A 23854-nucleotide genomic window follows, 5' to 3' on the forward strand; every position below is an offset into this window, starting at 1 on the left:
AATGCTCTACCCGCGCGCGAAACCTTGGGACCGGACTGGCAAGGGCAAGTCAAGAAAAATACCATCAATTGTCTGGGATGATCTCCCTGGTCGCGAAGAAGAGAAGATTATGACGCTTTCATTCGTGCCGAATGGCGCGGCATTGTTGTTGGTTGGTTGTATCGTTAGCTCATGCCCGGCGCACGCCGATATCTCAAATGATTTGAAGTTCTGCGCCGGACTAGCGAGCGGCAAAGAACGTCTCGCCTGCTATGATGCCGCGGCCCGAATTGAGGAACGATCAAATGCCGTGCAGCAGCATGCTGCGATCCCACCCTCCTCTGCTATCAATCCGAAGCGCGCCATTCCTACAGCATCGCGACCGGTCGGCAGGTTTGACGGCGGCTACATTGGTGGGACAATCGGCTATGACATCAATCTGACTAGCGCGGGCACAGTCTCAAACGCTTACCCGTATCCGTACTTCCTAAATTCATATCCTAACGTTCCCTCCGATTCTGTGCACGGATCAAAATTGGGACTGCTTGCTGGTTATAATGCGACTTCCGGGCCGCTCTTGATCGGCTTTGAAGCTCGGTATCAATACAATTTCAACCGGACATCAGCCAGCGCCACGAATGATCACGGCCGCACAAGCCTACCCTTCACGACATTGAGTTTGACGTGTTACGCTTGCGATCAGAGTTTCTTGGACAACTACCCGATCAACAACATTTCCCAATTCAATCTTCGATCGATCACTACCAGCAAGATTGAACTATCTCGGCCACAACAGGCCGACGTCTCTTTTCGCGCTGGAATCACCCACGAAGATTGGTTGCTTTTCTCCAAGATTGGATTGGGGGCCGAAGAAGTTGTCAGCGTTTCGACGACCGACAATTCGGCATTGTCTGCAATTCACCGATCGCGCAACGGACGCGACCGGACTATAGCTCCGTAGCAATCGCAGTAGTTGGGTGCGGTAGCACGTCTCCGGGGCCGGTCACTTCAGTTGCGTCTCGCAACATTAATCCGCTTGCAATATTCGGTGTTGGGTTTGAGCGTAATTTTGGGGCATATTTTGCCCGTGGCGAAGCAGAGTTTGTCGCGCACTTGGACCAAGCTGGTGCGTACTACACCCCATCAGTAAATATGACGGCAGGATATAGATTTTAACGCCCCGCGCTCGTTCATGCCAACATCCACCGCCTTCGCATCCTTCACCGCAGCAACCACGCGGGTAGGTAATCGCGCAAGCTGCGAAATCGCCGCGGCCCTTTAGTACCGGCAATGAAAGGCACGATATTTCGATACAACCAGCAGTTAAATGTGAACTGGCTAACATTTCTCGACGCGCGGCATCGGTATGATCCTTGTCTGGATCTAGCGCTGGACTAGCATCCAGCTGTATGTCCGCATTGGAGTTCAGCAAGCCGAATAAAGGGATCACAAAACAATGCGTCGGTAACGCATACCCAGGGAGTTGGCCATGCACACGGTCGTAAATCATGGGTTATGGATTGTATCCGGTCTCCTATTATTCGTGGTTGCGCTGATACGCTTCAGTAGACCGCCGACAAACCGAACAGGAACGACTTTCCTCCTGTTCTACACGGGAGTGCTATTCTACTATGCCCTCTTGATTGGGCTCTGGCTCCTGGTCATCATTCTCGTTAGCGCCGGAGGGTATGGAATTGATGGCATTCCAATTGCCCAATCACTAAAGGCAAATGAGTGGCTAAGCCCTTCTCTTCCCGTCGTAGGCTTTCTGCTCATTACGGTGGCTTCACAGTTCAAGCTCGTCAGCAAAATGGATACGGCTGCGCGGCAGTTTTGTATCCAGCTCGCTGCAATCCCGGCCGAAGCTGAGCAACTCGCCGTCGAATTGGCGCATGGCCAATTGCTGCTCTCCGATCGACCTCTCATCGAAACTGTTTCCCGAGAGATCACCAAGAACATTGGCGCGAACGCCCTTCGCTTCGCCAATGATGGGTCGTTGGAGTCACGCTTTACGCGAGCGGTGTCGCTCTATTGGCTGTTCATCATGCCCGACAATGCCGGCATCCCGCTTCCTTTTCCCACGAACGTCAGCGGGCGATCCACCTATACACGAATAATGCGACTTAATGAGAAAGCCGTGGAGCAATCCATTGCTCTGTATGACAGCCTCATGGAGAACGCTCTAGCGTGCTTCACGTCGTCAAAGCCAACGCGAGCAATGGAGGAGGCCCTCAAGAAGAATATTCAGGACCTCTCATTGACGATCTGCAGGCTTATCGCAAGGTGGGTACTCTATCTCGAGGTGACGGAGAACCAGCGGCGTAAGCGTCTTTCAAACATGGGTCTCAATCCGCGAGATCACTCTCCAGCGTTTGGACGCGATCAATGGGTTGCCTCGATTCTGGTCATAATTGTCTTGTTCCTGTTCATGTCGATCGCGATACCCGGACAACAACCGTTTAGCCAGACATTCATGTACTCCGTGCTGATGGCAATCCAGCTAGGAATGGCTGTCATAGCGGGTACGGCGGTAGCTCAACGGTTCATTCGTCGACAGGAAGAGAATGTTTGGAAATTTCCGCCTCTCGCAGAGCTTACGATTTCCGCTCTCGTCGTAGTTGGCTTGTGCATCGTCTTGCGGATCGGGTGGCCGTTGGTGCCGGATCTGCTCAACACCGGAAGTATTTCACTCACGCAGTCGCTCACCGAATTCGCCGACCGCTGGCCATTCGTCCTTTTGCCTTTCCTTTGTACTTTCTCTATCGGATTGATGTGCGCTCACCTTGGTACGCGGACGTGGGGGTGGATACGGTTCGCACTCCTGGGAGGGCTGCTCAACGCAGGAACGTTCGCAATTGCGACGATTTTGATCACACAACTTTTGAGCGGCGAATTCTTGCAAAAGATCCAGGGCAACAGCCCAGGCATCATCAAGCTGCTTGTACCGCTAAGCGTCGCCGGTTTTGTGCTGGGTGCTATCGTGCTTGCGATCTTCCCCAGGTCCATTCGTTCGAACAAGCTGCCGACCATTTTTGCTCCGTTGCGGCCGCTCTCGATAGGCGCAGATGCAGGTTCAGCCGCTTGCGGAGATCAATCAAATGATACGATCAGCGAGGCCTCTGAGCGGATAGGTCCACGTGCTGCATCAAAGGAACTTGGAGCGTATAACCGAAACAGCGTGGACGAGTTGCAGGGACGATACGTTTGCTTCCGGCCGACATTCAGCAATTCTGCTGTCGTCAACGCTTACGAAGTCAGCATCCATTGGGATGACAAACGCGCAAGCCTTGTGTTCGAGGAACGCAATCGGCCGGACAGCAGCCATTCTCAGGTTGGACAAGTTTACATCCCAGACGGCAAGCCCTTCATGAGCTTGGTCACGGCCGACAAAGGAGCGGTCCGCATTATCATGGTTACCCGTCCGGACCATGACGGGGTCGCTCGTGGCTTGATCCTTACGCTCTCGAACCCTGGGGGTACTCACTTCATTCCGGCTACCGCTCCGGTGGTCTTGCGGCGGCTGAGCGAAACGATTCCGCAAATGGGATTTGTGCATCAAGACTCCGAGGACTATCCGACGTATGTCCGCCAGCTAAGCGAGGTTGAGCCAGAGTTTGCGACATTTGCTTCGCTTTCGCTCGGTTTGAAGGTGGTACACAACTCCGCTGCGTGACGGCAGACCGACGCCGCGTATTTGCAAATGCCACGATACCTGGTGGCGAACACGAGCAGGCGCGCCAAGGAGCATTGCACAGGTAGAGCATAGGCCTGTTGATCTTCTTGATTAGATCCGGCCATCCTGAACTATTCTCGAAGGAGCGTATTCCCTGGGTCTGCGCGTGGCCGTTTTCAGGTTCCCCGAGCGCTCGGTCCTCTTTCAATTTGTGCTTGCCCGCTATCGCTCTCCCGGCCACGGTTCGTCTTGGTCCGGTGCTGGAATCGGCGCGCGCTATTGGTCACCGGTCAGGGCATCTCCTGGTCGCTTGGCTGGGGAATGAGCTATTAACCTGTTGAAGAACGAAAAGCCCCAGCACCCTTCTGGGGCCGTGGGGGCCGGAGTGCTGGGGCCATCGTAGCCTAATCCACTGGTGGCAAACGGACAGGCAGACTCATTGTGCATCACCGATTCGATTCGTCAAACCGGCTCGGGACACTTATCTACCGGGTCCAAAAACCGCTCCCGCCGGAGGTTGCCCACCAGTTCGCAGCGGACATGCAGGCCTTTCACGCCTAGCGGGATGACATCCGAACGGATCGTCGTCGGTACGAAGCACATCTTCTGGCACAGCTTCTCGCTCGTGCAATCAAGTTGCCATCGACCGAATCGCCTCATGGCGGGACGACGGCCCGCCCTGTGACCGAGCGTGATCTGGGTCGCCCGCTCGCTAGCCTCTAGTGGATATAAAGCGTTCCAGGGCCCATCCTCAGGAGCTGCAGCCTCCGGAAGGGGGGGACCGGTATGCGATTCAGCGACCCGCGGAATCCAGGTTCTGGAGGCATGACTGAGGGTGTCACCACGAGCGGCAGTCTACCGCAAGACACCCGCAACTCCCTCGCGCGTCGCGTGACTGCGTCGACACGCACTCCCCTTCTACAATTGATAGGGTGGGCAGAAACCAGAGACGGTCCAAAGGTAGGCGTGAGCTTGCCGCGGTAGATCATGATATTCGCCTCTTGGCAGCTCGGGCGTTCCTTCGGATCTACCGCCCGCGTGCCGAACCGGACGGTGTTCCATCCGGGCAAAATAGTGTTTTGCCACGCTGGAAACCAAACGGCTCAGCTGGCCAGACGGAGCGTTGACTGACGCCTCCGGTAGAGTGCGGCTGCCGTGCATGTCTTATTAGAGGGAGATGCGAGTCTTCGACCGAAGCGCTCTTAAAATCCAACCATGCGCGGATCCCGCCCAGACAGCGCGAGAGCAATGGTTGACCGGTCTTGATGATTGCGCCCCCCTATTGCTCGACTCCAGCGGAGGTCCGACGCAAGCAACTTCGACTCCAACTCCCGTCACCACGGTTGCGCCATTCTACGTCATCACACCTCCGCATCAAGAGAATGCGAGTTGGCCTTGCAGCGGGAGCACGCCTCATCTCTTCGAGATGATTGCACCCCGACTCACTCACTGGCCCAGGATCTCTCTTGATTTTCCCCTTAGTTATCGACGCGCGCGCCATATCTTACGTCGCCACTTTTTCCATTTCTACAACCTGACGCTACGTGCGGTTCAAGCCATTTTAGTACCGCTGCATGTTCGAACGACGAGGCAGTTATCCGAGCGCAAACATCCAACTGACCGGCCTTTTGCTAGACGGCTCGATCGAATGATGGAAATCCGTTGGAACCAACATCAGAACTGGCGCCCTCTCCGCTCTTTAATCGTCATTGCTTTCAACGTCCTTGGCAATGGAAGCTGTCGATCAAACATTCTGTTGACGTCGTAATAAACTCGATTGTCCCTCGTTCTGCCATTTTCCCACCCAAAGCAGAGGCCCGACCGCTGGCGCATGTCGCGCCGGCGCGAGAGCGAGTGCCTCAGGGGAATTCTATGGTGAAACCAGTTGTGATTGTGGTCGGCGCGGACAAGGGCGGCGTTGGAAAGACGACAGTGTCGCGAACGCTTCTCGACTACTTCAGCAACAATGAAGTGCAGACACGCGCTTTCGATACGGAATCACCGCGGGGAACGTTGAAGCGCTTTCACCCCGACGTCACCGAGATCGTCGATATGACGACGACCGCGGATCAGATGAGGATCTTTGATACCTTAAACTCCGGACTATCTGTCACGGTGATCGATGCGCGGGCTGGCCTATTGTCCTCGGCGTTGGGCTCTTTGCGCGACATCGGCTTTTTGGATGCCGCGCGGTCCGGCCAAATCACATTTGCCGTCTTCCATATACTGGGCCCTTCCATCGCCTCGCTGGACGAGATCGCCGAAACCGCCGATTTCATGAGCGGCGCGAAATACTTTCTGGTGAAGAACTTCATCAACGACACCCAATTCTTCCAGTGGGACCAGTCGACCTACAACTCCTATTTCCATCGCATCAAATATGCGACCGAGCTTACCATACCCAAACTCGACGCGATGGCCTATGAGCAGGTCGAGGTCGCTTCCGTGCCATTCGTTGACTTCATCGCGAACAAGGGGCGGCGCGACGAGCCGGCGAACCACTCTTTCGTGCTGCGCGGCTATGTCCGTCACTGGCTCGCAAATGTCTGGAGGGAGTATGACCGCATCAACTTGACCGAATTGACCGGCGCCAAGTCGGTGACCCGCGGCGGTGAGAAATAGCCGCGCATTCGGCGAGCGCCGGGCCCACGTACGAAATTCGATTGATTCTGCCGGCTATGTTAGCAACGCCCATCTACATCATCTGCTCTCCTAGCCCGCAGGTCGGTAAGACCCTGATCGCTCGCCTCGTAAGCGAGTTCCTAGTGCTGAAGAACGGCACGGCTCTCTCCTTCGATGTCAATCTGAGGGAGCCGTCATTGCTCGATTACCTTCCTCACATCACGGAGACCGCAGATGTGATCGATACTTACGGCAAGGTCCAGTTGATCGACCCGCTTATCGTCCACGATCGAGTGGCCAAGGTAATTGACCTCGGCTTTCATGCCTTTGATGAATTCTTCAAGACGTGCGAAGAGATCCGCTTCATGAAAGAGACGGTGCGCCGTTTTGTCGTCCCGATCATCCTATTCATCGCAGGCACTGATCGTGTGTCCTGGCGCAGTTACGAGATGCTGCGGCGACAGACCCCTCCAGGGGCGCTGGTCACCGTCCACAACGAATTCGTTCTGCGTGGCCCACTACCTGACATCATGGATGACGGGCCTGTCCTCCGGATCCCCGCGTTGCCGACATTTTTAAAGACCTACATAGACCGACTGAGTTTTTCCTTCACTGGATATCTGCGCAACGAGACGGATTGGTCGACCGAGCTGCATCAATGGATTCGAGGCAACTATACCCTTCTTCGAGACTTGGAAATGACTGCTCAGATACGGAGACCATACTAACTCGCGGATTCAATGTCGGTGGTCTGTATCGCACAATTGCGGGACCCAGACTCACTCACTCGGGTCGACTGCACCAATTGTCCGATTATGAGGGCGGTCGTCGGCCATGGCCAAGACCCTCCGCGATGTGGTCACCGCGCGAACTCGCAATAGGCGATCGCGCGGGCGGTGCGCTGACTGTCGAACCAGCCGGGCGTAGAGCATGGCAGAACGAGCTGAACTCGCTTCGGCCTACATAATCCAGTCCATGGGTCTTCCATTTAAAGTTTGTATCGCCTGGTCCTACTCCGCCCAGATCATGATGGCGCGTGCACTTGAATATAATTGCGGAGCACGGAGATCCTCATAGCCGTTAGCCAACACGCTCGCGAATGCCGCCGACCGGTTACGACAAAACCGGCATGGGACTTGGTTCTGAGCGAGGGACGCGGAACTCGTCGCGTCAGTTCGGAAACCTCACATACGAGTTTGTGACGTTCGATTAGCCTGCGCAATGACTAGCCAGCGGTTGCAACGCATGGTGTTGTCGGAAGGCAAACGCGCCGGATGTTCGGATTCTGCCAAGCTGGTCAAGGATACGACGCCGGGCAAGTTGGTGCTTTCGCGCACTTTGATCTCTATCGAGGAGAATACCATATGCAGTTCAATGGCAGATGCCTGTCGATCCTGTTGTCACTGCTGTCGGCTGCGGGTGTGAACGCGATCGCCAAGGCGGATGAGCTTTCGCCGAAATACGCCGAGGTGCTCAGTGCCCTGCAGGACGGCAAGAATGTGAGGGTCATACTGGACCTGAACCGCTGCACCACCGCCGAAGGCGGCAAGCCCGGTCCGGCCGTGCAGGGTGGGCTGGCTATCCGTGCGTTCAGGGTGTCCCCCCAGAACGGGATCAGCTTCGCCGATGCGCATCAAACCCTGGACGGCTCGGGCCATCCGGTAACCGAATATATTCGCCACAGCCTCGGCCGCGACGGCAAGCTCACCGTGCGGGCGTCCAAGTTGGCAGCCGGAGCCGCGGAAGCCGTGAACCAAGGCGAATTCGTCTGCGAACTGCCGGACGGCGCGAAGTTCGTCTGGTAATCGGGCACAGCGTAGCCATCGGCCGGTTGCAGTTTCGCGCAGCCTGCTGATGGCTGGCGCGCTTTCTGCGCTCTCCCTGGTGACCTTTGCCGGGCGATAAGCCGATCCATCGGCGCCCACACGATCAGGCCACGGACTCCGCCGATGCCATGGCGGCAGCATCAATTATAAGTCGAGGAGCGCTCTCCAAGAGTTCCCGGCGCCCGATGTACGTCTGCCATCCAGCGCCAGAGGCAGCGTGAGATTCAAGGTGAAGTGGCAATCAAGATGAGCCGAGGCAGCGGCCTGCCCGACATCGAACACTTGTCGGCAGACTTGGAAAAGCCCTGTTCGACCCGGCCGCGACCACTCCGGTAATGCTTTGTCGCTGGCTGAGTCAGATTCGAGGTGCTGAAAAGATCTCTGACCGGGCTCGGTCGCGGAAATCGCTAGACGAGCCCCACGAGTGAGACCGTAGGAGGACATGCTCATCCAGTGGGGCGAGCCGGCACAAAAAGCATGTCGGCCCGTCAACGTTTTGTCGCGTTTCTGCAATGACCCGCTGGAGGCATCAATGTCGCAAGTCCGACCAAGGTGCAAGCACCCACGCGAACGTCGCAAAGCCCGTGGTATTTCGTCCGTTTGAGCAATGCTCGCACGCTTCTTGGACGGCATGCCATTTGCTGGATGGGGAGAGAACAAGATAAGCGGCGATCAATGAAGCTTGCGGTCGCCAGTCAGGGAGGTCGGACGTGGCGAAGAGATTCGTCGAAGATGGGTTGCTAAGGAAGATACGACGGATCTTGATCCCGCGAAGGCGAGCCGGCAGTCGTTGGCCGTGCGCGGGATCCTGTCATTGCTACTCGCACGTTGTGGCATCGGCGTACAACCTCGATGCGGTCCACAATCGAAATGTCATCCCCTTTCCGATCGCCCAGAGCCGGAGTGGCGCGAACTATCAAACGACGGTCGCAAAAACCGGCCAGCCTTGTGTAAGATCTGTCGCTGCTCGCGCGGCGACCTTCGACGGCGACGAAATAGCGGCGGTCAAGTGCAACGATCCGAAAATCATTCGCATCCTGCCCTATAGCTTGCTGCGGGTCGTGCTCCAAAATCACGCCTGCCCTGGCTACCTTCTGACTTCATACCGGCGCTACCGGCGTCGCGTTCGAGCTTTGTTTGACTTTGTAAAGCTACTGCTCAGGGCGCCAATCGCATCTTGGCCGGGTAAGACGCGACCCGACACTCCCGGCTCGCTCGGTCACATAAGACCACGAACAGCATTTGCCGGACTGAAAAGGCAAGCTTCGCGTAATCTCACCGATAGGGGACGACCTACCGCGTGGGGCTGCGGCGCGTGTCCTTGTTCGCTTGGGAAAGAACGATCATGGTAATCATCGCAGCCGTTCCGCCGGCAGCGCCCTCGCGCTCCTGGTATAAAATCCCCTACGTCCAAGTGCTTATCGCAATCCTGATTGGCGTCATAGTCGGCTACTTGTGGCCCTCTGTTGCGACAAATGACTGGATAAAGGCCCTCGGTGATGGCTTCATCAAGCTGATCAAAATGCTGGTCGCGCCGATCATCTTTTGCACCGTCGTATCCGGTATTTCGCACATTCAAGATGCCGGAAAGGTCGGTCGAGTCGGCATTAAAGCGCTGGTCTATTTCGAGGTTGTTTCCACTTTCGCTTTGTTACTCGGTCTGGTCATAGGCAATCTGTTCCCAATCGGTCATGGGCTCGCGGTCAAGCCCGATGCCGCAGCTGTGGCTGGCCTGGTCAACAAATCAGAAGCGCAGAAGGGGGTCGATTTCGTCCTCAACATCATTCCAGACAGCGTGGTCGGCGCGCTAGCGCGGGGCGACGTCCTGCAAGTCCTACTGTTTGCTATTCTGCTCGGCTTTTCACTGATGGCCCTGGGCGAAAAGGGTGAGCGGTTGCGTGGCATCATTGACGATGCCGCACACGCAGTATTTGGCGTCATTGCCATCGTGATGAAGGCGGCGCCGATAGGCGCCTTTGGCGCCATGGCCTACACGATCGGGAAGTTCGGACCAGCTGCGCTCGGCAATCTGGTCGGACTGATCATCCTGTTCTATGCCACGGCCGCGCTCTTCGTTGTGCTTGTGCTCGGCCTGATTGCGCGATTGATCGGCTTTTCCATCTTCAAGTTCATTGCCTACATCAAGGATGAGCTCCTGATCGTGCTGGGTACCTCGTCTTCGGAAAGCGCGCTGCCGCAGCTGATGAAAAAGCTGGAACGGTTGGGCTGCTCGAAGCCGCTGGTAGGCCTCGTGGTGCCGACTGGATACTCATTCAATCTCGACGGTACCAACATTTACATGACGTTGGCGACATTGTTCATCGCGCAGGCGCTCGACATTGAACTGACCTTAGGTCAGCAATTCACAATCATCGTTGTAGCGATGCTCACGTCTAAAGGCGCAAGCGGTGTCACTGGCGCCGGTTTCGTCACGCTCGCAGCGACCCTGACGGTTGTCAGTCCTGCGTTGGTACCAGGCATCGCGATCGTCTTCTCGATCGATAAGTTTATGAGTGAGGTGCGTGCGCTGACAAACGTCACGGGGAATGGTGTCGCCGCTATGTTTGTGTCTTGGTGGGAAGGCGAGCTCGACCAGGCGAGCGTGCGCAAGCGCCTCAACCAGGAAGACCGGCCCACCAATGTCGGGACATCCGAATAGGACGGGGTAAGTGGCAGTGTTTCAGCGACCGGCGAAGGAATATGGCGTCGCTCATGAGCGTTCGATTTGCCATCAACGATATCGCCGTCGGCTGAATACGTTGATCGATCATGTGCTGACAGTAGCGCTCAGGCGGTCGCAGCAGCGGAGCTCCTTCGGATGGCGATGGCTCCGTGAGAACACCATTCCTTTATCTTGCAGTAAGCTCGAACGCCATGCACCTAAAAGCAATGCAACGTCAGTCCGGGAGATCCGTCAGGTCATCGGCTTCAATATCAAGTCCACGTGGTGAAAACTCAAATCCTACGGCGCGACGATGATCCATCGCCTCGACACTCACGCCTGGAGCATGCCGGATAGGCTATCTTGCGGTTTAGAACTGATCCATCAAAACGCGCACATCTCATCCGGGTACCGCAAGATAATAACTGCGAAGGCCCGCACGATAGTATCCTTTCTTGCTTCGCAACCGATAGAGACCGCATCCCGCTCGCAGCCACCGACTTCTTCGAGCCTGCGTATGGTGATTTCCGCCACTCACGGAACATGACGTCTCCAATCGAACACTCGCAAGTTCGCAGGCACTGAAGCGTCAAATATCGGCACCCTTATCATCCCACGAGTGTATTGCTTAAGAATTCCCTGGGACTTGCGGCTTCCGCTGGGATCCAGCCGCCGCTTTATGGCCTTTGCTGCTATGTGGTCTGTACCGACCCTTAGGACGTCCGCAGGAATTCCCCGACGAGCGCACCGACAATGCGGATAAACTTCGTGATCCACCGCAAATGGCCATCAAACGCGCGGTGACAGAGTGATATCGATTGAAGCCTCGCGCATACCGAACTATTCGCAATGTCCCGAAGCAACTTGGCCCGCGCGTTGCTAACGCTTAGATACGAAACTAGTCGGCATAACGCGACGTGGTGGAGCGCTGATTTGCTACGTAGTGGCACGATTGGTCGCTTCAAGGATTAGTTGGAAGCTGCGCGATGAGCTCGGTTGATGACAAGCTCAGTGAAATCAGATCGGTACGCAACCACATTTGGCATTTCCGTAAGCTGCTTCAGACAGAATTGCCGAATGCGGATCGAAAGCTCATTGAGAGGCGCCTGCTTGAACAACATTCTGCCTTTGAGCGGCTGTTGGCGACAACATTTCCTTTGACTTTCCGGCTCTGAAATAAAGTTCGAGGCCGGTGCCGCCAAACCGCGTGATGAATGTTTGGATGCTTTCTAGCCATAGCCTGTTACTGGAGGTTGCACGTTCCGAATCATGGCTCGAAATGTGGGTTCACCAATCGTCTCGAGCGGTCCTGAAGACGGTCCCCTAGCGTTACCCGTCCGGCATGTCTCAGTTTGAAGGAACAAAGGAACCGATCCGACTTGCAGATCTCCTTGCACCAAACTGCAGCGTTTCGGTGACGCTTGGCTTTCACGTCGTCGCATCGATGCAAGCTTTGATCTTCGTAACCGAACACGTCTGCAGTTTCATTCCGGCCTGCGACCTAATGGCTCCCGCCTTTCGCAGTCGTCTCATCGCTATCGGAACTTTGGACTTGCCAACGATCGGAGTTCTTCAGTCGAGCTTATAAGCGACTTGGAAGAATATGCCCCAGCGCTCCATGCTGTACTTCGCAAATTCAGGTCCAGCGATCGTGCCCGGGCCACCGCAGCCGCTGCACATGAAATCGCTGTCCTTTTTGGTCCACATAGCCCAATAGCGGCCGCCGATGCCCATGCTGAAGTTGTTAGTGAGGAAGTAAGAGAACACGCCTTCAATCTGCACTCCCCCGCCACCATTGCCGCGTTGATCAAAGAAGGTGGTCGTCGGGCGCAAGAGATGGTTGTCACGACCACTGAAATCGGTCCAGGGCAGGTACGCGACGTCGGCACTGACGCGCCAGCGCTCCGCGAACATGGTCTCTCCGCTCACGCCGATGCGCGGAGCATTCCAATGGGTATCCTGGTTGCCGACGATCCGGTGGTCGCCGGGCGCCAAACATGGAGATGAGGAATTGGCGAGCTGCACGCAGCCTGGCGTGTCCGAGTTCTGGCCGTAATATGTCCAGCCGATGAATCCACTGACCTTGTAATTGGTGCCGCGCAGGAGATCATAGCCAGCGTCAGCCGTGTAGTATGTGAACCTTCCGTTCGCCTGACCTGATATCGTGTCGATATAGGATAGTCTGCCTTCGATCCCCCAGTCTTCGTCGTTCATCTTTCCGCTGTTGAAACGCCCGGTGCCAACATAACCCTTCAAAAATATCCCCCACGGGCTGTCAAGACGGCCAAATAATTCCCCGGAAAGCCCGTCCAGTTCGTGATAAGTGAGCCTCGATTCAAGGATGCTGGGATCTCCGGGGATTGATGGCACAGCGCTGTTGTCCCATTGGAATCGTCCCCGACTGAGCCACAGCCGTGAGCCGCCCTCGAACGACCAACCAGCCGTGTAGGCAATTGGCCGTACGGTGTCGGTTGCTTTTGCGTACAGCGGCGGATCGAACCATTGCGTCGCCCGAGGGTCGGCGCCAAAATGGTAGTTGAGAGCGAGCCTTCCGATCTGATAGCTGCTGGACAGGCTGGTTGTGTTCGCTGGAAGAATTGCAAGCGGTGGAAACTGCACGGTCGGAGCTGTCGCCACGCTCGGCCCGCCAAATTGCAAATAGTCATACTCGAATTTGACGGACCATGCCGGCGTCAGCGCCTGCTCGACGCCGAGGCCGACGATGCCTCCGACACGACCATAGTCGAAGTGGGTTGTCTCCTGGGACATGAAGCCAAAATATTCATTGTTGTTGACGACGTCCCCACGATTGTTCTGCCAAGCCACGCCTCCCTTGAGGTAAGCCACGGTGCGACCCTGCGGGCCAAACGCGTAACCGACACGGCCGGTCCCGGCGACAAAGACGGCCGGGCTTGCCTTGCAGTTTGCACTCACAACAATGCCGGAGGCTGCGAGGCAGCTGTTTGTGCCGTCGGAAATAGCCCGGCTAGCGTCCAGCTCGACACCAAAAACCCAGCTATTGTTCTGCCAATTGTAGCCGATTTGGCCACCTGCCAGGAAGGCAGGGGTATCGACGACGTCGCCATAGATTGAGGGACCATAAGGATTACTGAAGGACGTGCGGCCGTAACCACCGCCGACATGCGCGCCAACATATCCTCCGGACCAGCTCCACAGCGCCGATGGCAGCTTTACTGTTGGCTCAAGGTCCGCGGTGTTGGCTGCACCGCCTCCAAGGATCGCAACTGTGACGGCCGCCCAACAACGTACTCCAGATCGCATCGTAGCTCCACTGTCGCGACGTGCGCCATCTGTCGATGGCCGGATGACAATTAGCTACGCTCGTAGTCACGTGCCCTTCGGTGGACCAGCTACCAATCTTGGTGGGGCGAGGCCTCTTTCCTCCCTACTGCTTGCTTCGATTTCCTCGGTGCAATGACAGCCTGATTCGCACCAGTTCGACGCCTTGTCGCGATACTGTTGCGATCTTGTAGCTCGGACGCTCTTTTCCGAGCGAAGACGTTCGGACGCTGCCGTTTGTTGATGCCAGCTCGTCGCAAACCTGCCCTTCTCTCCACCGCGCCTGGAACCACGCGACGACATTCGTCACGCAAAGTATTAAAGTTCTCTCTGAGACAAAACATAGCGGCGTCTGGGTCATCACGCCCCGTAAAGTGGCCGCAGAAGCGCATCAAGTCCGGCCTGCAAGACGTCAATGTCGCATTCGGCCTCAGATCTCGCGCTCGAGCGTGTTTTGTATGAACAGTAATTGTCGCTAGAACAGCGAGGGCCGCTACAAGGCGATATGCCATGCAGATCCAATAAGTGCGTCGCTTTTGGTTCACCACATTTCTCTTAAGCTAGATGTCCTTCTATCGCCTTGCGAAATGAGCAACATGGCCGGTCAAGCAGAGAACAAGCAAAGCTTTTCCAGCATAGGCGGCAGAGACGCGCTCTCTTATCTTCCCCGATCGGAGCAGCGCTCTCGGGTCGTTCACGCCCCCCATATTCGCAGCCAAACCCAACTTGATTTGCGGCCGAGCAGCGGGCACGAAACTGGCATACGAAGCTCTTGCGGCTGGTCTGAGCGCACGATCAGCCTGTGAGCGCCGCTGGGGCCTGTTGATAATCCGGCCATCACACGATGACCCGATTGGCTCGCGGCAGACCCTAACCATCTTTGCCGCGGTGGGATTTGGACAAACGACATTCCGAGAAGAGGATCGATTCTGGGCCGCGATCCCGGCTAATCCCGCGTCAAGCAAATCCACCGCGCGATGATGCCATAACCGTTTGAAAGAGAGTAAGACGTAAGCCCATGCACCCAGTCGGCACTGGGCGTCTATGACACGTGCTGTCATGCCAAATTCGACTATCCGCGGAAGAGCGGCGCGCGGGACATCGAAGACCGCACTTCGCGCCGGCGTCCGCTCTCCAATCCAGCAGTGTCAACGCTAAGACGTTGCGCTCTGATCTCGCATTGCGCGTCCCGCTTCGGCGCAGCTTGACCCGCACCAGCTATGCCGATCAATACCGCTTTGCATGCTGGACTATTCACAACCAAGGACCTTGCCAATTACGCTTTCCAGGTGACATTCGAATTCTTTACTGCCCGATGTGAGGCATCGAGAGACGACAGCCGCCAGCCTTCTTTCATACAACCTGACGCTACGTGCGCTTCAAGCCTTATTGCGTGCCGCCGCGACGATATTCTTTCCTCGTAGCCTCGAAGCACTTGGGCGGCCCACGGTCGGCAGCGTCGGTCTGCTCACCGGCGAGGGCGTCCGGTTCCGCGTCACCGTTCAAACCGACGGTACGGAGAGACTTAAAAATCGAGACTGTCTCCTCCCTTGGCTGCAACTGGCTGATCGTCAGTTATCCGGGCCATTATCCGACCAATGATCCGTGCCAATCTCAACAGCGATCGAGGCCAGGTGGTCACTTCTAGCGATCCAAAGAGGAGGTGAACGACCTCGTCCGCGTTGAGGTTCGTTGACGGTGGCATTAGCCCGTCGAACCCGTCCTCGCATCGATGCAGATGCCTCCAAAGGGGTCGCCATCGAACCCGCCTCGCGTCGGCTGTCCGTGTCCGATTGAAGATACCAACATCGGACTCCAGACGGATACCTGCCATTGCGGGACACTGCGCTGGGCGGTACGTACACACTTCACCACGATCAAGCAACACGCGCACATTCCTCCAGCGGCACGCAAATTGCTGGGATGAGGAGCCAAGAGTCGCCACAAGGAAAGCGGCGCGATAGTTCTCGTTTGGGGTTCCCGACGAAGCTAAGACTAGCCCAGTTGATTCTGATCGTTGCAGTTCTGATGCTGCTCACGCTCGGAAGCACTGGAGCGCTGAACACTAACGGATCACTCATAGCGCGGCTTACGCTACCCGCCCGGGAAATTTGCAGCGCCGTTTAGACCGAAGATCCAACGTGAGGCCCTAGTGAGCCACGGCGCCAGCCGACTGTTCCACAGCCAGAGTATCCAAACCGTTCCATTTCAGATGTTGCGAGCCTGCCGTCGCTAAGCAACTCACCTGTCTGATCGCCGGCCGCACGGCGCGCAAATCGGCCGCGGCGCTGACGAATGACACGGACGCGCTCAAAATGCCGCGCATCCGCAAAACCGATTGTCCGCAATCCTGCCCCCGCGAGTCGATCGAAACAACGCAGACCTACCTGCATGCCCGTCTCGCACTCAAGGAAGCAGCCCTCGCAAAGCTCAAGCCGTACGAGCACCGCAAGCGAACCCGCTTCCAACCAAGTGATCGCCTGCTCGCCTTCCTTGAGGCGCTGTAAGACGCCAGACTATGCCGAATGGGACCGGGACCACGACTGCTCGATCAGCTGCAAGTGCGCGCAAATGACGGGTTCTTCCCAAAACCATCCGGCATAGTTCGGCAATCGGCATAAACCTGCAAGCTGAACAACGTTGATCCGCAAGCCTGGCTCGCTGACGTGCTGGCCAGGCTTCCAGATCACCCCATCAACAGTGTCGCCGACCTACTCCCGTGGAATTGGAAGGACAGTCCAAGGTCGCTGCCGCCTGAGCGCTACGGCTGACCGGCGCGCCTGCCCGGGGTGCTGACCGGATGCGTACCAATCAGCGCCTATTCCGCATCGGTCAGATCGGTTGCGTAGCGCAGTCCGTTGCGCGGATACTTAACCCGAGTGATTTTGGTCCACGGCATCGTGCCTTCCCTCGAATCTTTGCAAATCCGAATGAATCACAGCCGGATCGAAATCACTCACTTATCTTTCGGTCAGGCTCTCTGCTTGCTTTTGCTTGCGGAGCCGAACAACGCTCTCCGTAACAAGCCTTTTCACCCTTGTAGTTGGCTAGGGCCTGGAGCAACCGAGGTACGTAGAGCTGTTTCCTGTCGTTCTGCATAGGCTTCGGATCCTCCACCGATTTCAGTGCCAGCTCCACCAACTCGATCGCGCGTTCCTTGTTGCCGCTCTCGTAAAAATACTGAGCGACTGCCTCATATGCCTGGAACTTGTAGTAGCCATCTTGCGGGAAATTTAGCGCCAGGATGTGTTCGGAGAGATCCCTACCCATCGCAAAGCGCTCGGCTCGCGGGAGATGGGATGTGTCAATCGCCGGATCGAAGAGTTCGCTTATAGCTATAGTCATCCACTCCTGGGATCTTTGGTCGATCGCGTCGCGAATCAATTGGCCCAGGGCCGGCAGGCCCGTCCGAATGTCGCGCATTTTGTGAAGCAATAGATGGACATGAAGCCTGCGGAATTCGAGTCGATTGGGCATCAAGCCAAGGCCCTCTTCAACGGCCGAGAACGCGGCTTTCCAATCCTTCGCCTTCATTGCCGGCTGAAGTTTGGCGTAGATTGGCTTGATCACCGCTATTTCGCGGGCAATACGTTGCTCTTCGTCGATCCGGTTCGTATCGGCAGCTTTGGCTTCATCACTAGTTCGCCAGATGCCGTCGAGAACTTTCGGCAAAACGTCATCGAGTCGCGTCGGGTGTCCGATAAAGGCGATCTGGCCGTCACGGTCGACCACGAAGGAGGTGGGAATTCCGACAGAAAAACTGGGCTCCATCCAGAGCTTGTTCATTTCGCCTGAGTAGTCGAACGCGATCCGATAGTTCAGCTTCGGAAACTTTTCGATCAACCACGCCTCCAACTTGGTTCGGGCCTCGTCCGCCGTTGGAGCGCTTTCGCTAGCTGCGACTCCGATAACCTCAAGCCCCCTGTCTCTGTATTGCTCTTGCAGCTGCACCAGATGGGGCATCGCCTCCACACATGGCCCGCACCAAGTCGCCCAAAATTCGACGATGTACATTTTCCCGGGCTGAAAATTCTTCAGGTGTTGGCCACGCAGCCAACTCTGCACTTTAATAGGAGGAGCCGGGGATTCCATGCGCAGTACCATGTTGCTCTCCAAAGCTATTGCTAAAGGTTGCCCGACACTATCAGACTCGTTCTGCTCTCGACGAAGGCGACAACGCTGTTTCGGGATCAGTGCCTGCGCGACCAGCGCCTTGATCATGCAGCAGTAGTAGGTGCGAGTAGATCCTTGGGGGATCTGCGCCATGAAAATGACCGCCAATTCCTCCTTTGGATCGATTCAGAAGAACGTTCCGCCGTAAAGTTAAACACCGTCTTACCGGAAGCGTCGACGCTAACAGCTTTACCGCTGCAATCTTCGCCGGCTCGGTGCGGGGCGTGGTCACGGCCACATTGTTGTTCGCCGCTCCCGCATTTCCGAGTATAAGCGGCATAAGAGTTGCGTTGATCAGGATTAATCAGGCGTCTCATCGTGCACCTCCTGGGGCGGACTCGTCGCACCGTTTTGGCCGCGCGACTCTTTGTTGCTCATACCAGCAATCCGCGTGCCACTCTCGAATCTGATGCCGTCTTGGTTCAGGAGAGTGAAATCCGCGTACCTTCTGAAAATGGTGGGCCGCCTTGTCACGTTTCATTGGCCGCCTTGAACCTGACATGGATGACACGAGAAGATCAGCCTTAGTATGATGCCGGTCCCCTCCTCCAATGATTGCAACTCGAGACCAACCGTCCTAGCTATGGGAAGCACTCACGATCCCGGACAACAGATAGCTCAACTGCGCCGGAGAGATCGTTACCGATTCACCGGCAACCGACGGCCAGAGGAACTCTCCTCTCTCGAGTCTTTTGGTAAACAGGCATGCTCCCTGGCCATCGTGCCCGATCACTTTCACAAGATCGCTGCGGCGACTGCGGAAGACGAACAGATGACCGCCGAGCGGGTCTTTGCGCAGCACCTCCTGCACGTGAAGTGCCAACGACGGAAAGCCTCTGCGCATATCCGTGTAACCTGTCGCGAGCCACACCCGCACGTCGGTCGGAACCGGGATCATCGGCGCACCAGGGCATCGAGAACTCGACGCAGCGCGTCTCCATCAACGTCGCCATCGACCCGGATGCGGTGTCCGCTACCAAGATCGATCTCGATGATGCCCTGGCTCCTCCGTCGACGCGCCGTCGGCAATGGCGCTTCGGCCACATCCCGCGGCAGCGCTGACGGCCCAATCTCGACCGGCACTAACGGCGCTATACTCGTTTCACCGTGCTCGCAAAGCTCTTTGCGTCACCTGAACAGCTGGCTCACATGAAGGCCGGCCATGCGAGCCACTTCGGAAACAGTGGCTCCGGGCTCGAGCGTTGCGGCAACCAGCCGCTCCTTCTCTTCCTGCGACCACCGCCGCCGCCGCTCGACCGATGTGATCACCTCTGCCCGCGAAACCGTCATAGCGCTTCTCCTAGGATTACCCCTAGGACCTGCAGCGCTCGCCTCCGTCAAACAAGACGGACCTTAACCGAGGGATACCCACCATCTGCTCCGTGTGTCGAATCACGGAACTCTATGAATCAGTTATCAAACCACTTGGGAATCTTCACTGTCGAACGGCCCTAGCGAACGCGTCATGGTGAACGAAATCGCTCGCAATCGCGACGGAGGCTTTCCAGAACTCAACCTTCTCAGGCCACTTGCTAAAGCTATTCACCAATTTTGTTAGGCCCTGTCGCGCAAACTTAGGGACGACGAATGACATTGCTCGCAATCGCGATTGGGCTTCGCAAGCGACCTGCGGCTACTTGCTAAGAGCATTCACCAAGTACGCCAATGCCTTCCCGGGATAATGTGGGAGTCGAGCCGCCAGGGGCAAGTGCGACTGCGGCTTGGCGAAACGCTGCCTCTTTCCACCACTTGCTGAAACCGCTCACCAGTTTGGCCAATCCCTGCGGCTCTCTACCGCCACCCTTCTCGCCTGGACTAAGGCCCATGATTCTTGTCGGTGGCGCTCCAAACCCTGAGCGCTCCGGCTGTGAGGTGGGCGCGGACCAGTTCTCTCCAAGACTTTCGGAGTTCAATCCATCGGCTTCTTCGAGTGGGCAATGTATCAAGCATTTTTTGGGCGATTGGTGCGAGGCGCGCAGTATCGCAGTTCGGGTCGCGCTCAGCATCTAGGAGGATTTCAAGAGCCGCCTTTTCGGATCTATTCCATGCCGACTCGCTAAACCTGCTCTCGGCGAAATATTCAAAACAGGTCCGGAACGTCAAAGCGCGGCCGATCACCGTATGATTTGGCAATCCTGCTTCGTTGAGCCACCGCCGGAGATGCTCACACCACTCTTCGCTGCCACAGTCGAGAAGTCTACCACCTCCGAAAAGCAAAAGCGTCGCCATACCAGCAATTTCGCGTCGTATCTCCTCATCCTGCTTTTCGAACCAATTCCGAATGACTTGCAACGGTGTCTTTGGCTGATTCGCAATCAATTTCTGTGTCGATCCGGCGCGATGGAATTGAATCACATTGTCTAACGGAGGCATGCGTGGCCACGGCCTTGCATCCGCGTCCCATAAGACCCAGCGCTTGGCAATCCTTCTTGCCTCTTCTGGAGACCTGGTTCGCCAAAGCTCCTTAAGCGCTTCATTAACGTAGTATGATACGTCAGCCTTCAGGCCGCATGTGCGTGCTATTTCTGCAAGTCGCCTCGTGTCAAGGAGCCGCGCTGCGAAGTCGTTCTCTGCGTTCATTTGCCAAGGCCTTTCGCGCCCTCCCCTGCGCATCCCGTTCGTTCGGTTCGATGTCATCGAACCAGGAGCCCAGGGGACGTGACGCGATACGCCTGGCAAAGACGGATTGCGGCTCCCAACCCTGTCCCTCGCGCTTTTCGAACGCGACGACCCCATTACGGGTAAAAATGTGGGGCCCTGAAATATTGCAGTTCACCAAAAGCAGGACGCGCCACAGATCACCTTTTGTAGTCTGCTCCTCACTCACCTTCGGCAAGTAGTCCACGTAAACCGGCTCAACGACGGTACATCGGCCGCGCCGCAAGAGATCGCCCAACTTGCCTTGCGTGGTCGTCACGAAGTTGAAATTGGACGGATCACGCAGGAAACGAAGATTCACGTCCTTTTCGCCGTCTCTGATTTCAGAGGCGATCAAGAAGAGCGCGAAAGCCCGCCAGCCCAGCTCTATCGGCTTTGCATAGAGTGAATCGATCTTAATCACCCCGTCGGGCGCGATCTTCCAGGTGATGACGTATTCTTCGTGTGATCTATTGTCCCGGTGTCTGGTCCAGGAAAAGAAAACACGTTCGGTTCCATCAGCTCCCGCAGTGGTTCCCCACATTCGGGGGACAAAATGTGCCACCTTCGACACGTTAGCGACAATCTGTTCGACACTCTCGCCATCTTGCGCTCGCCAGGTTGATTTGACTTTGTGTACAAAGGAATTGTCGAGAGCGCGAACACTGCTGCTCATGGTGACCAGATCAGCCAAGCATATTAGCAATAGGCCGAGATATGACCATAGTACGTGTCTTTTAGCCATTTTCTGCATCACGGGCCTATCTGATCTCAATCGACGCGTCGCTCCGGAGGCGGACCGCCCGTCGAACGCTATTCGCGAGCATTAAAAGGTAGCGGCGAGGTGACTCAGGCTGCCGCTGATGGTCGGAAGCCAGCCCTGTCCCGCGTCTTTGTCGCGCGCCGCTACCACTGGCGGCTAGCCACCGCCTGCACTTGCGATGGTCACCTGCCCAAGGGAGGGCGCCCTGCGTATGTCGATGGCTTGCATTGTCTGTGCCAGGCAAAAGTCCCAAAATCCGCAACATGTTTGGGTCGGCTTTGTCTGCTCTTCGACTTTCGTGCCATTCTTTCAACTAGCCGACTGGCCTGATGACGTTATCCTCACCTGGGATCATCGATAGCGCGCGAAAGCAGTTTTCAAAGGAGTCCGAACATGGACAGTAAGGCCCGGATTGCAGTCATCGACTCCATTTGAGTGTGCTTGAGTCTGCGTTGCCATGGCGTTGGCGTCCAAGTCCGGCCGCGCCTTCTGGTACATGCGACCAAGCTTCCAGGCGCCGGCGTTCCGCACAGCGGGCTGTATTCCTGACGTTTAGGGTGGCGCTCACCGGCCGTGCACGGCGCTTGACGGGCCGCAACGATGCAAAGCCGGTTTTCAGGGCGCAGCGTTTCGATGTCGACCGGATTTTTGGGCGCAAAGCAGGCGGATTATCCGGTCGACCGTTCGGACCTCCTGCACGCACAATTGTGCGGATAAACCTGCCGCCCATTTCCTGCGCTTCACTATTCATGATTAACCCCGCGCGTCCTCATTGCATCGTTACGGAGTGGGATGGGCTTCGATGCGTTCTAGCTCCTTACCGAACTGCTCAACAATTTCGCGAGCATCCGCCTGACTGGCTCGGTCATAAACTGCTTTGCCAACCACCCGAACGCACCGAGCGCAAAAACGCTACCCGCCAACACGCCAAGCGCACTCCAAACAACCATTTTCATTTTGCTACTCGTGTTACCCAATTCGGTATGTCGATGTCAGCCTAGTATGGTCAAAAGCAGACCGCGAGGCTCCTACCGGAATTGGTGGCGCCTGCTCGCCGGCAAGCTGCCGATCCCCAAACGTCTTGCGCCTTAGTCAAATAGAGCCTGGTATCGCCTGATGAACCATCGGGCAATTGGGTGCGGACATGAAGAACGCCTCGCTGGACACCGGCATCACTGTCGCGCTATCCGCTCCTGCTTCCTTCTGCAGATCTGACCCTAGCGATCTTGCCTTCAGGCGCCCCGTAACCAACTCTGCACAGGAACTGCCATCGCGATCAGCTTCTATCGCAACCTGTCGTGTTCGGTTTGATACTTTGATGTCCCCAGTCCGACTAGAGAGGCACGAGCTTTTTGAGCACGTTGCTAAGTAACTGTTTTCCCGTGCGCTTGAGTTCACTCTCGCATCATCCCCGATGGCACGCTGCTTGCTGAAACAGCAAAGGCATCCAATTTTTGCGGTCAGCCGAACTGCCGCATCGAAAGTTATCTCGACGACAAGGTCTGCCGGCACGTCGAGAACACCCAACGTTAGAAAGGAGATCGTGATGACAAGCGGAACCGGAACCAACGACAGCACGAGCATCGCATCTGACGCGCTCCAGGACCTCACTAAGCGAGCACTCGCAACGCAAACCGAGCTCTCGAAGAGATCCTTCGAGACATTTTGGCACTGGCAAGAACGAATCCAATCCGAAGCGACGCAACTGACGGAGCTATTCAAAAGTGTTTTCTCCACAACTTCAGCTGCCGATCAGATCGGCATTCTTCACGCTTGGATTAAAGGCGTCACGCAGCGGAACGCGCAAGATCTGATCTATTCGATCGAAACCGCAAACGCCCTCGCAAAGGTCGAACCGCAGATTTGAACAACGACTGGGCCCTGGCCGCAGCGGAGTTGTTCGCCGTACTCACGTGCAACCTGCGAAGCGGGCTGGCATTCTTTCAGTTTGACCGCGATAGTTAGACCGCGCCAGTCCCCGACGATTCAGCGAGCCGCTACGCAAATTCGCTTCCTGAGCTGCTTCATCTGCTTCCAGTTCGTCAAGCGGCGAAGCGATTCGTGGCTGTGGAAACAACGAACCTGCCGACGCGCTGTCGCATCGGCGCCTGCAAAGTGAAATACGGCATGCGTGGAGCCGGGATAGTCGGACATCAACACGAGGCTTTTCTAGTGACAACAAATAGCCTCTCCATCTAGGTGGAGGGCCATCATAGTTC

General features: G+C 56.4%; 15 protein-coding genes and 2 pseudogenes. 10 read left to right on the plus strand and 7 right to left on the minus strand.

What is annotated here, in order from left to right:
- Nucleotide 1 precedes the first annotated feature (1 nt).
- From QA639_RS34455 to QA639_RS34485, 7 genes are all read left to right on the plus strand, one after another.
- The gene (locus QA639_RS34455) at nucleotides 2-940 is read left to right on the plus strand and encodes a hypothetical protein (protein ID WP_283088314.1); all 939 of its coding nucleotides are present in this window, start codon (nucleotides 2-4) and stop codon (nucleotides 938-940) included.
- A gap of 528 nt (nucleotides 941-1468) precedes the next feature.
- A complete protein-coding gene (locus QA639_RS34460) occupies nucleotides 1469-3652 on the plus strand; it encodes a hypothetical protein (RefSeq protein ID WP_283088315.1) in 2184 nt (727 codons plus the stop codon).
- A gap of 1872 nt (nucleotides 3653-5524) precedes the next feature.
- Nucleotides 5525-6274 (plus strand): P-loop NTPase family protein, encoded by a 750-nt coding sequence (locus QA639_RS34465; protein WP_283088316.1) that lies wholly within the window; start codon nucleotides 5525-5527, stop codon nucleotides 6272-6274.
- 56 nt (nucleotides 6275-6330) lie between these two features.
- The gene (locus tag QA639_RS34470; protein ID WP_283090665.1) at nucleotides 6331-7002 is read left to right on the plus strand and encodes a hypothetical protein; all 672 of its coding nucleotides are present in this window, start codon (nucleotides 6331-6333) and stop codon (nucleotides 7000-7002) included.
- 636 nt (nucleotides 7003-7638) lie between these two features.
- Entirely contained in the window at nucleotides 7639-8079 is a 441-nt protein-coding gene (locus tag QA639_RS34475; protein WP_283088317.1) for a VirK family protein, read from the plus strand.
- A gap of 1366 nt (nucleotides 8080-9445) precedes the next feature.
- Nucleotides 9446-10759, plus strand: coding sequence for a C4-dicarboxylate transporter DctA (dctA, locus tag QA639_RS34480; RefSeq protein WP_283088318.1), 1314 nt, complete (start codon nucleotides 9446-9448; stop codon nucleotides 10757-10759).
- Nucleotides 10760-11748: 989 nt separating this feature from the next.
- Nucleotides 11749-11937: a hypothetical protein gene (locus QA639_RS34485; RefSeq protein WP_283088319.1), complete on the plus strand. Its 189-nt coding sequence runs from the start codon at nucleotides 11749-11751 to the stop codon at nucleotides 11935-11937.
- A 397-nt stretch (nucleotides 11938-12334) separates the two neighbouring features.
- Here QA639_RS34485 and QA639_RS42045 read toward each other — a convergent pair whose 3' ends face one another.
- Nucleotides 12335-13399: an omptin family outer membrane protease gene (locus tag QA639_RS42045; RefSeq protein WP_428841199.1), complete on the minus strand. Its 1065-nt coding sequence runs from the start codon at nucleotides 13397-13399 to the stop codon at nucleotides 12335-12337.
- A 69-nt stretch (nucleotides 13400-13468) separates the two neighbouring features.
- A pseudogene (locus QA639_RS42050) lies at nucleotides 13469-13879 on the minus strand (outer membrane protein); the annotation flags it as partial.
- Between the two features lie 2498 nt (nucleotides 13880-16377).
- Here QA639_RS42050 and QA639_RS34495 point away from each other — a divergent pair.
- Together QA639_RS34495 and QA639_RS34500 are read left to right on the plus strand one after the other, a co-directional pair.
- The gene (locus tag QA639_RS34495) at nucleotides 16378-16569 is read left to right on the plus strand and encodes a hypothetical protein (protein ID WP_283088321.1); all 192 of its coding nucleotides are present in this window, start codon (nucleotides 16378-16380) and stop codon (nucleotides 16567-16569) included.
- Between the two features lie 114 nt (nucleotides 16570-16683).
- A pseudogene (locus QA639_RS34500) lies at nucleotides 16684-16833 on the plus strand (transposase domain-containing protein); the annotation flags it as partial.
- A gap of 181 nt (nucleotides 16834-17014) precedes the next feature.
- Here the strand turns inward: QA639_RS34500 and QA639_RS34505 are convergent.
- The 5 genes from QA639_RS34505 to QA639_RS34525 all read right to left on the minus strand — a co-directional run bounded on the left by QA639_RS34505 (nucleotide 17015) and on the right by QA639_RS34525 (nucleotide 21566).
- Nucleotides 17015-18166, minus strand: coding sequence for a TlpA disulfide reductase family protein (locus tag QA639_RS34505; protein WP_283090666.1), 1152 nt, complete (start codon nucleotides 18164-18166; stop codon nucleotides 17015-17017).
- Between the two features lie 646 nt (nucleotides 18167-18812).
- Nucleotides 18813-19133: an IS66 family insertion sequence element accessory protein TnpB gene (gene tnpB / locus QA639_RS34510; protein WP_283088322.1), complete on the minus strand. Its 321-nt coding sequence runs from the start codon at nucleotides 19131-19133 to the stop codon at nucleotides 18813-18815.
- 230 nt (nucleotides 19134-19363) lie between these two features.
- Nucleotides 19364-19525, minus strand: a complete 162-nt coding sequence (locus tag QA639_RS34515; protein ID WP_283088323.1) for a transposase — start codon at nucleotides 19523-19525, stop codon at nucleotides 19364-19366.
- Nucleotides 19526-20050: 525 nt separating this feature from the next.
- The gene (locus QA639_RS34520) at nucleotides 20051-20608 is read right to left on the minus strand and encodes a hypothetical protein (protein ID WP_283088324.1); all 558 of its coding nucleotides are present in this window, start codon (nucleotides 20606-20608) and stop codon (nucleotides 20051-20053) included.
- 169 nt (nucleotides 20609-20777) lie between these two features.
- Complete coding sequence (locus QA639_RS34525; protein ID WP_283088325.1) at nucleotides 20778-21566, minus strand: nodulate formation efficiency C protein; 789 nt, start codon at nucleotides 21564-21566, stop codon at nucleotides 20778-20780.
- Nucleotides 21567-23181: 1615 nt separating this feature from the next.
- Here QA639_RS34525 and QA639_RS34530 point away from each other — a divergent pair.
- Nucleotides 23182-23502 (plus strand): hypothetical protein, encoded by a 321-nt coding sequence (locus QA639_RS34530; protein WP_283088326.1) that lies wholly within the window; start codon nucleotides 23182-23184, stop codon nucleotides 23500-23502.
- The last annotated feature ends 352 nt before the right edge of the window (nucleotides 23503-23854 follow it).

The sequence above is a fragment of the Bradyrhizobium pachyrhizi genome (assembly GCF_029714545.1).
Taxonomy (GTDB): domain Bacteria; phylum Pseudomonadota; class Alphaproteobacteria; order Rhizobiales; family Xanthobacteraceae; genus Bradyrhizobium; species Bradyrhizobium pachyrhizi.

Coding starts and splice junctions, on each gene's coding strand:
- QA639_RS34520 (WP_283088324.1), bottom strand. CDS start 20,608: ATGCCTCCGTTAGACAATGTGATTCAATTCCATCGCGCCGGATCGACA.
- QA639_RS34470 (WP_283090665.1), top strand. CDS start 6,331: ATGTTAGCAACGCCCATCTACATCATCTGCTCTCCTAGCCCGCAGGTC.
- QA639_RS34475 (WP_283088317.1), top strand. CDS start 7,639: ATGCAGTTCAATGGCAGATGCCTGTCGATCCTGTTGTCACTGCTGTCG.
- QA639_RS34465 (WP_283088316.1), top strand. CDS start 5,525: ATGGTGAAACCAGTTGTGATTGTGGTCGGCGCGGACAAGGGCGGCGTT.
- QA639_RS34515 (WP_283088323.1), bottom strand. CDS start 19,525: ATGACGGTTTCGCGGGCAGAGGTGATCACATCGGTCGAGCGGCGGCGG.
- dctA (WP_283088318.1), top strand. CDS start 9,446: ATGGTAATCATCGCAGCCGTTCCGCCGGCAGCGCCCTCGCGCTCCTGG.
- QA639_RS34485 (WP_283088319.1), top strand. CDS start 11,749: ATGAGCTCGGTTGATGACAAGCTCAGTGAAATCAGATCGGTACGCAAC.
- QA639_RS34530 (WP_283088326.1), top strand. CDS start 23,182: ATGACAAGCGGAACCGGAACCAACGACAGCACGAGCATCGCATCTGAC.
- QA639_RS34495 (WP_283088321.1), top strand. CDS start 16,378: ATGCCGCGCATCCGCAAAACCGATTGTCCGCAATCCTGCCCCCGCGAG.
- QA639_RS34455 (WP_283088314.1), top strand. CDS start 2: ATGCTCTACCCGCGCGCGAAACCTTGGGACCGGACTGGCAAGGGCAAG.
- QA639_RS34460 (WP_283088315.1), top strand. CDS start 1,469: ATGCACACGGTCGTAAATCATGGGTTATGGATTGTATCCGGTCTCCTA.
- QA639_RS34505 (WP_283090666.1), bottom strand. CDS start 18,166: ATGGTACTGCGCATGGAATCCCCGGCTCCTCCTATTAAAGTGCAGAGT.
- tnpB (WP_283088322.1), bottom strand. CDS start 19,133: ATGATCCCGGTTCCGACCGACGTGCGGGTGTGGCTCGCGACAGGTTAC.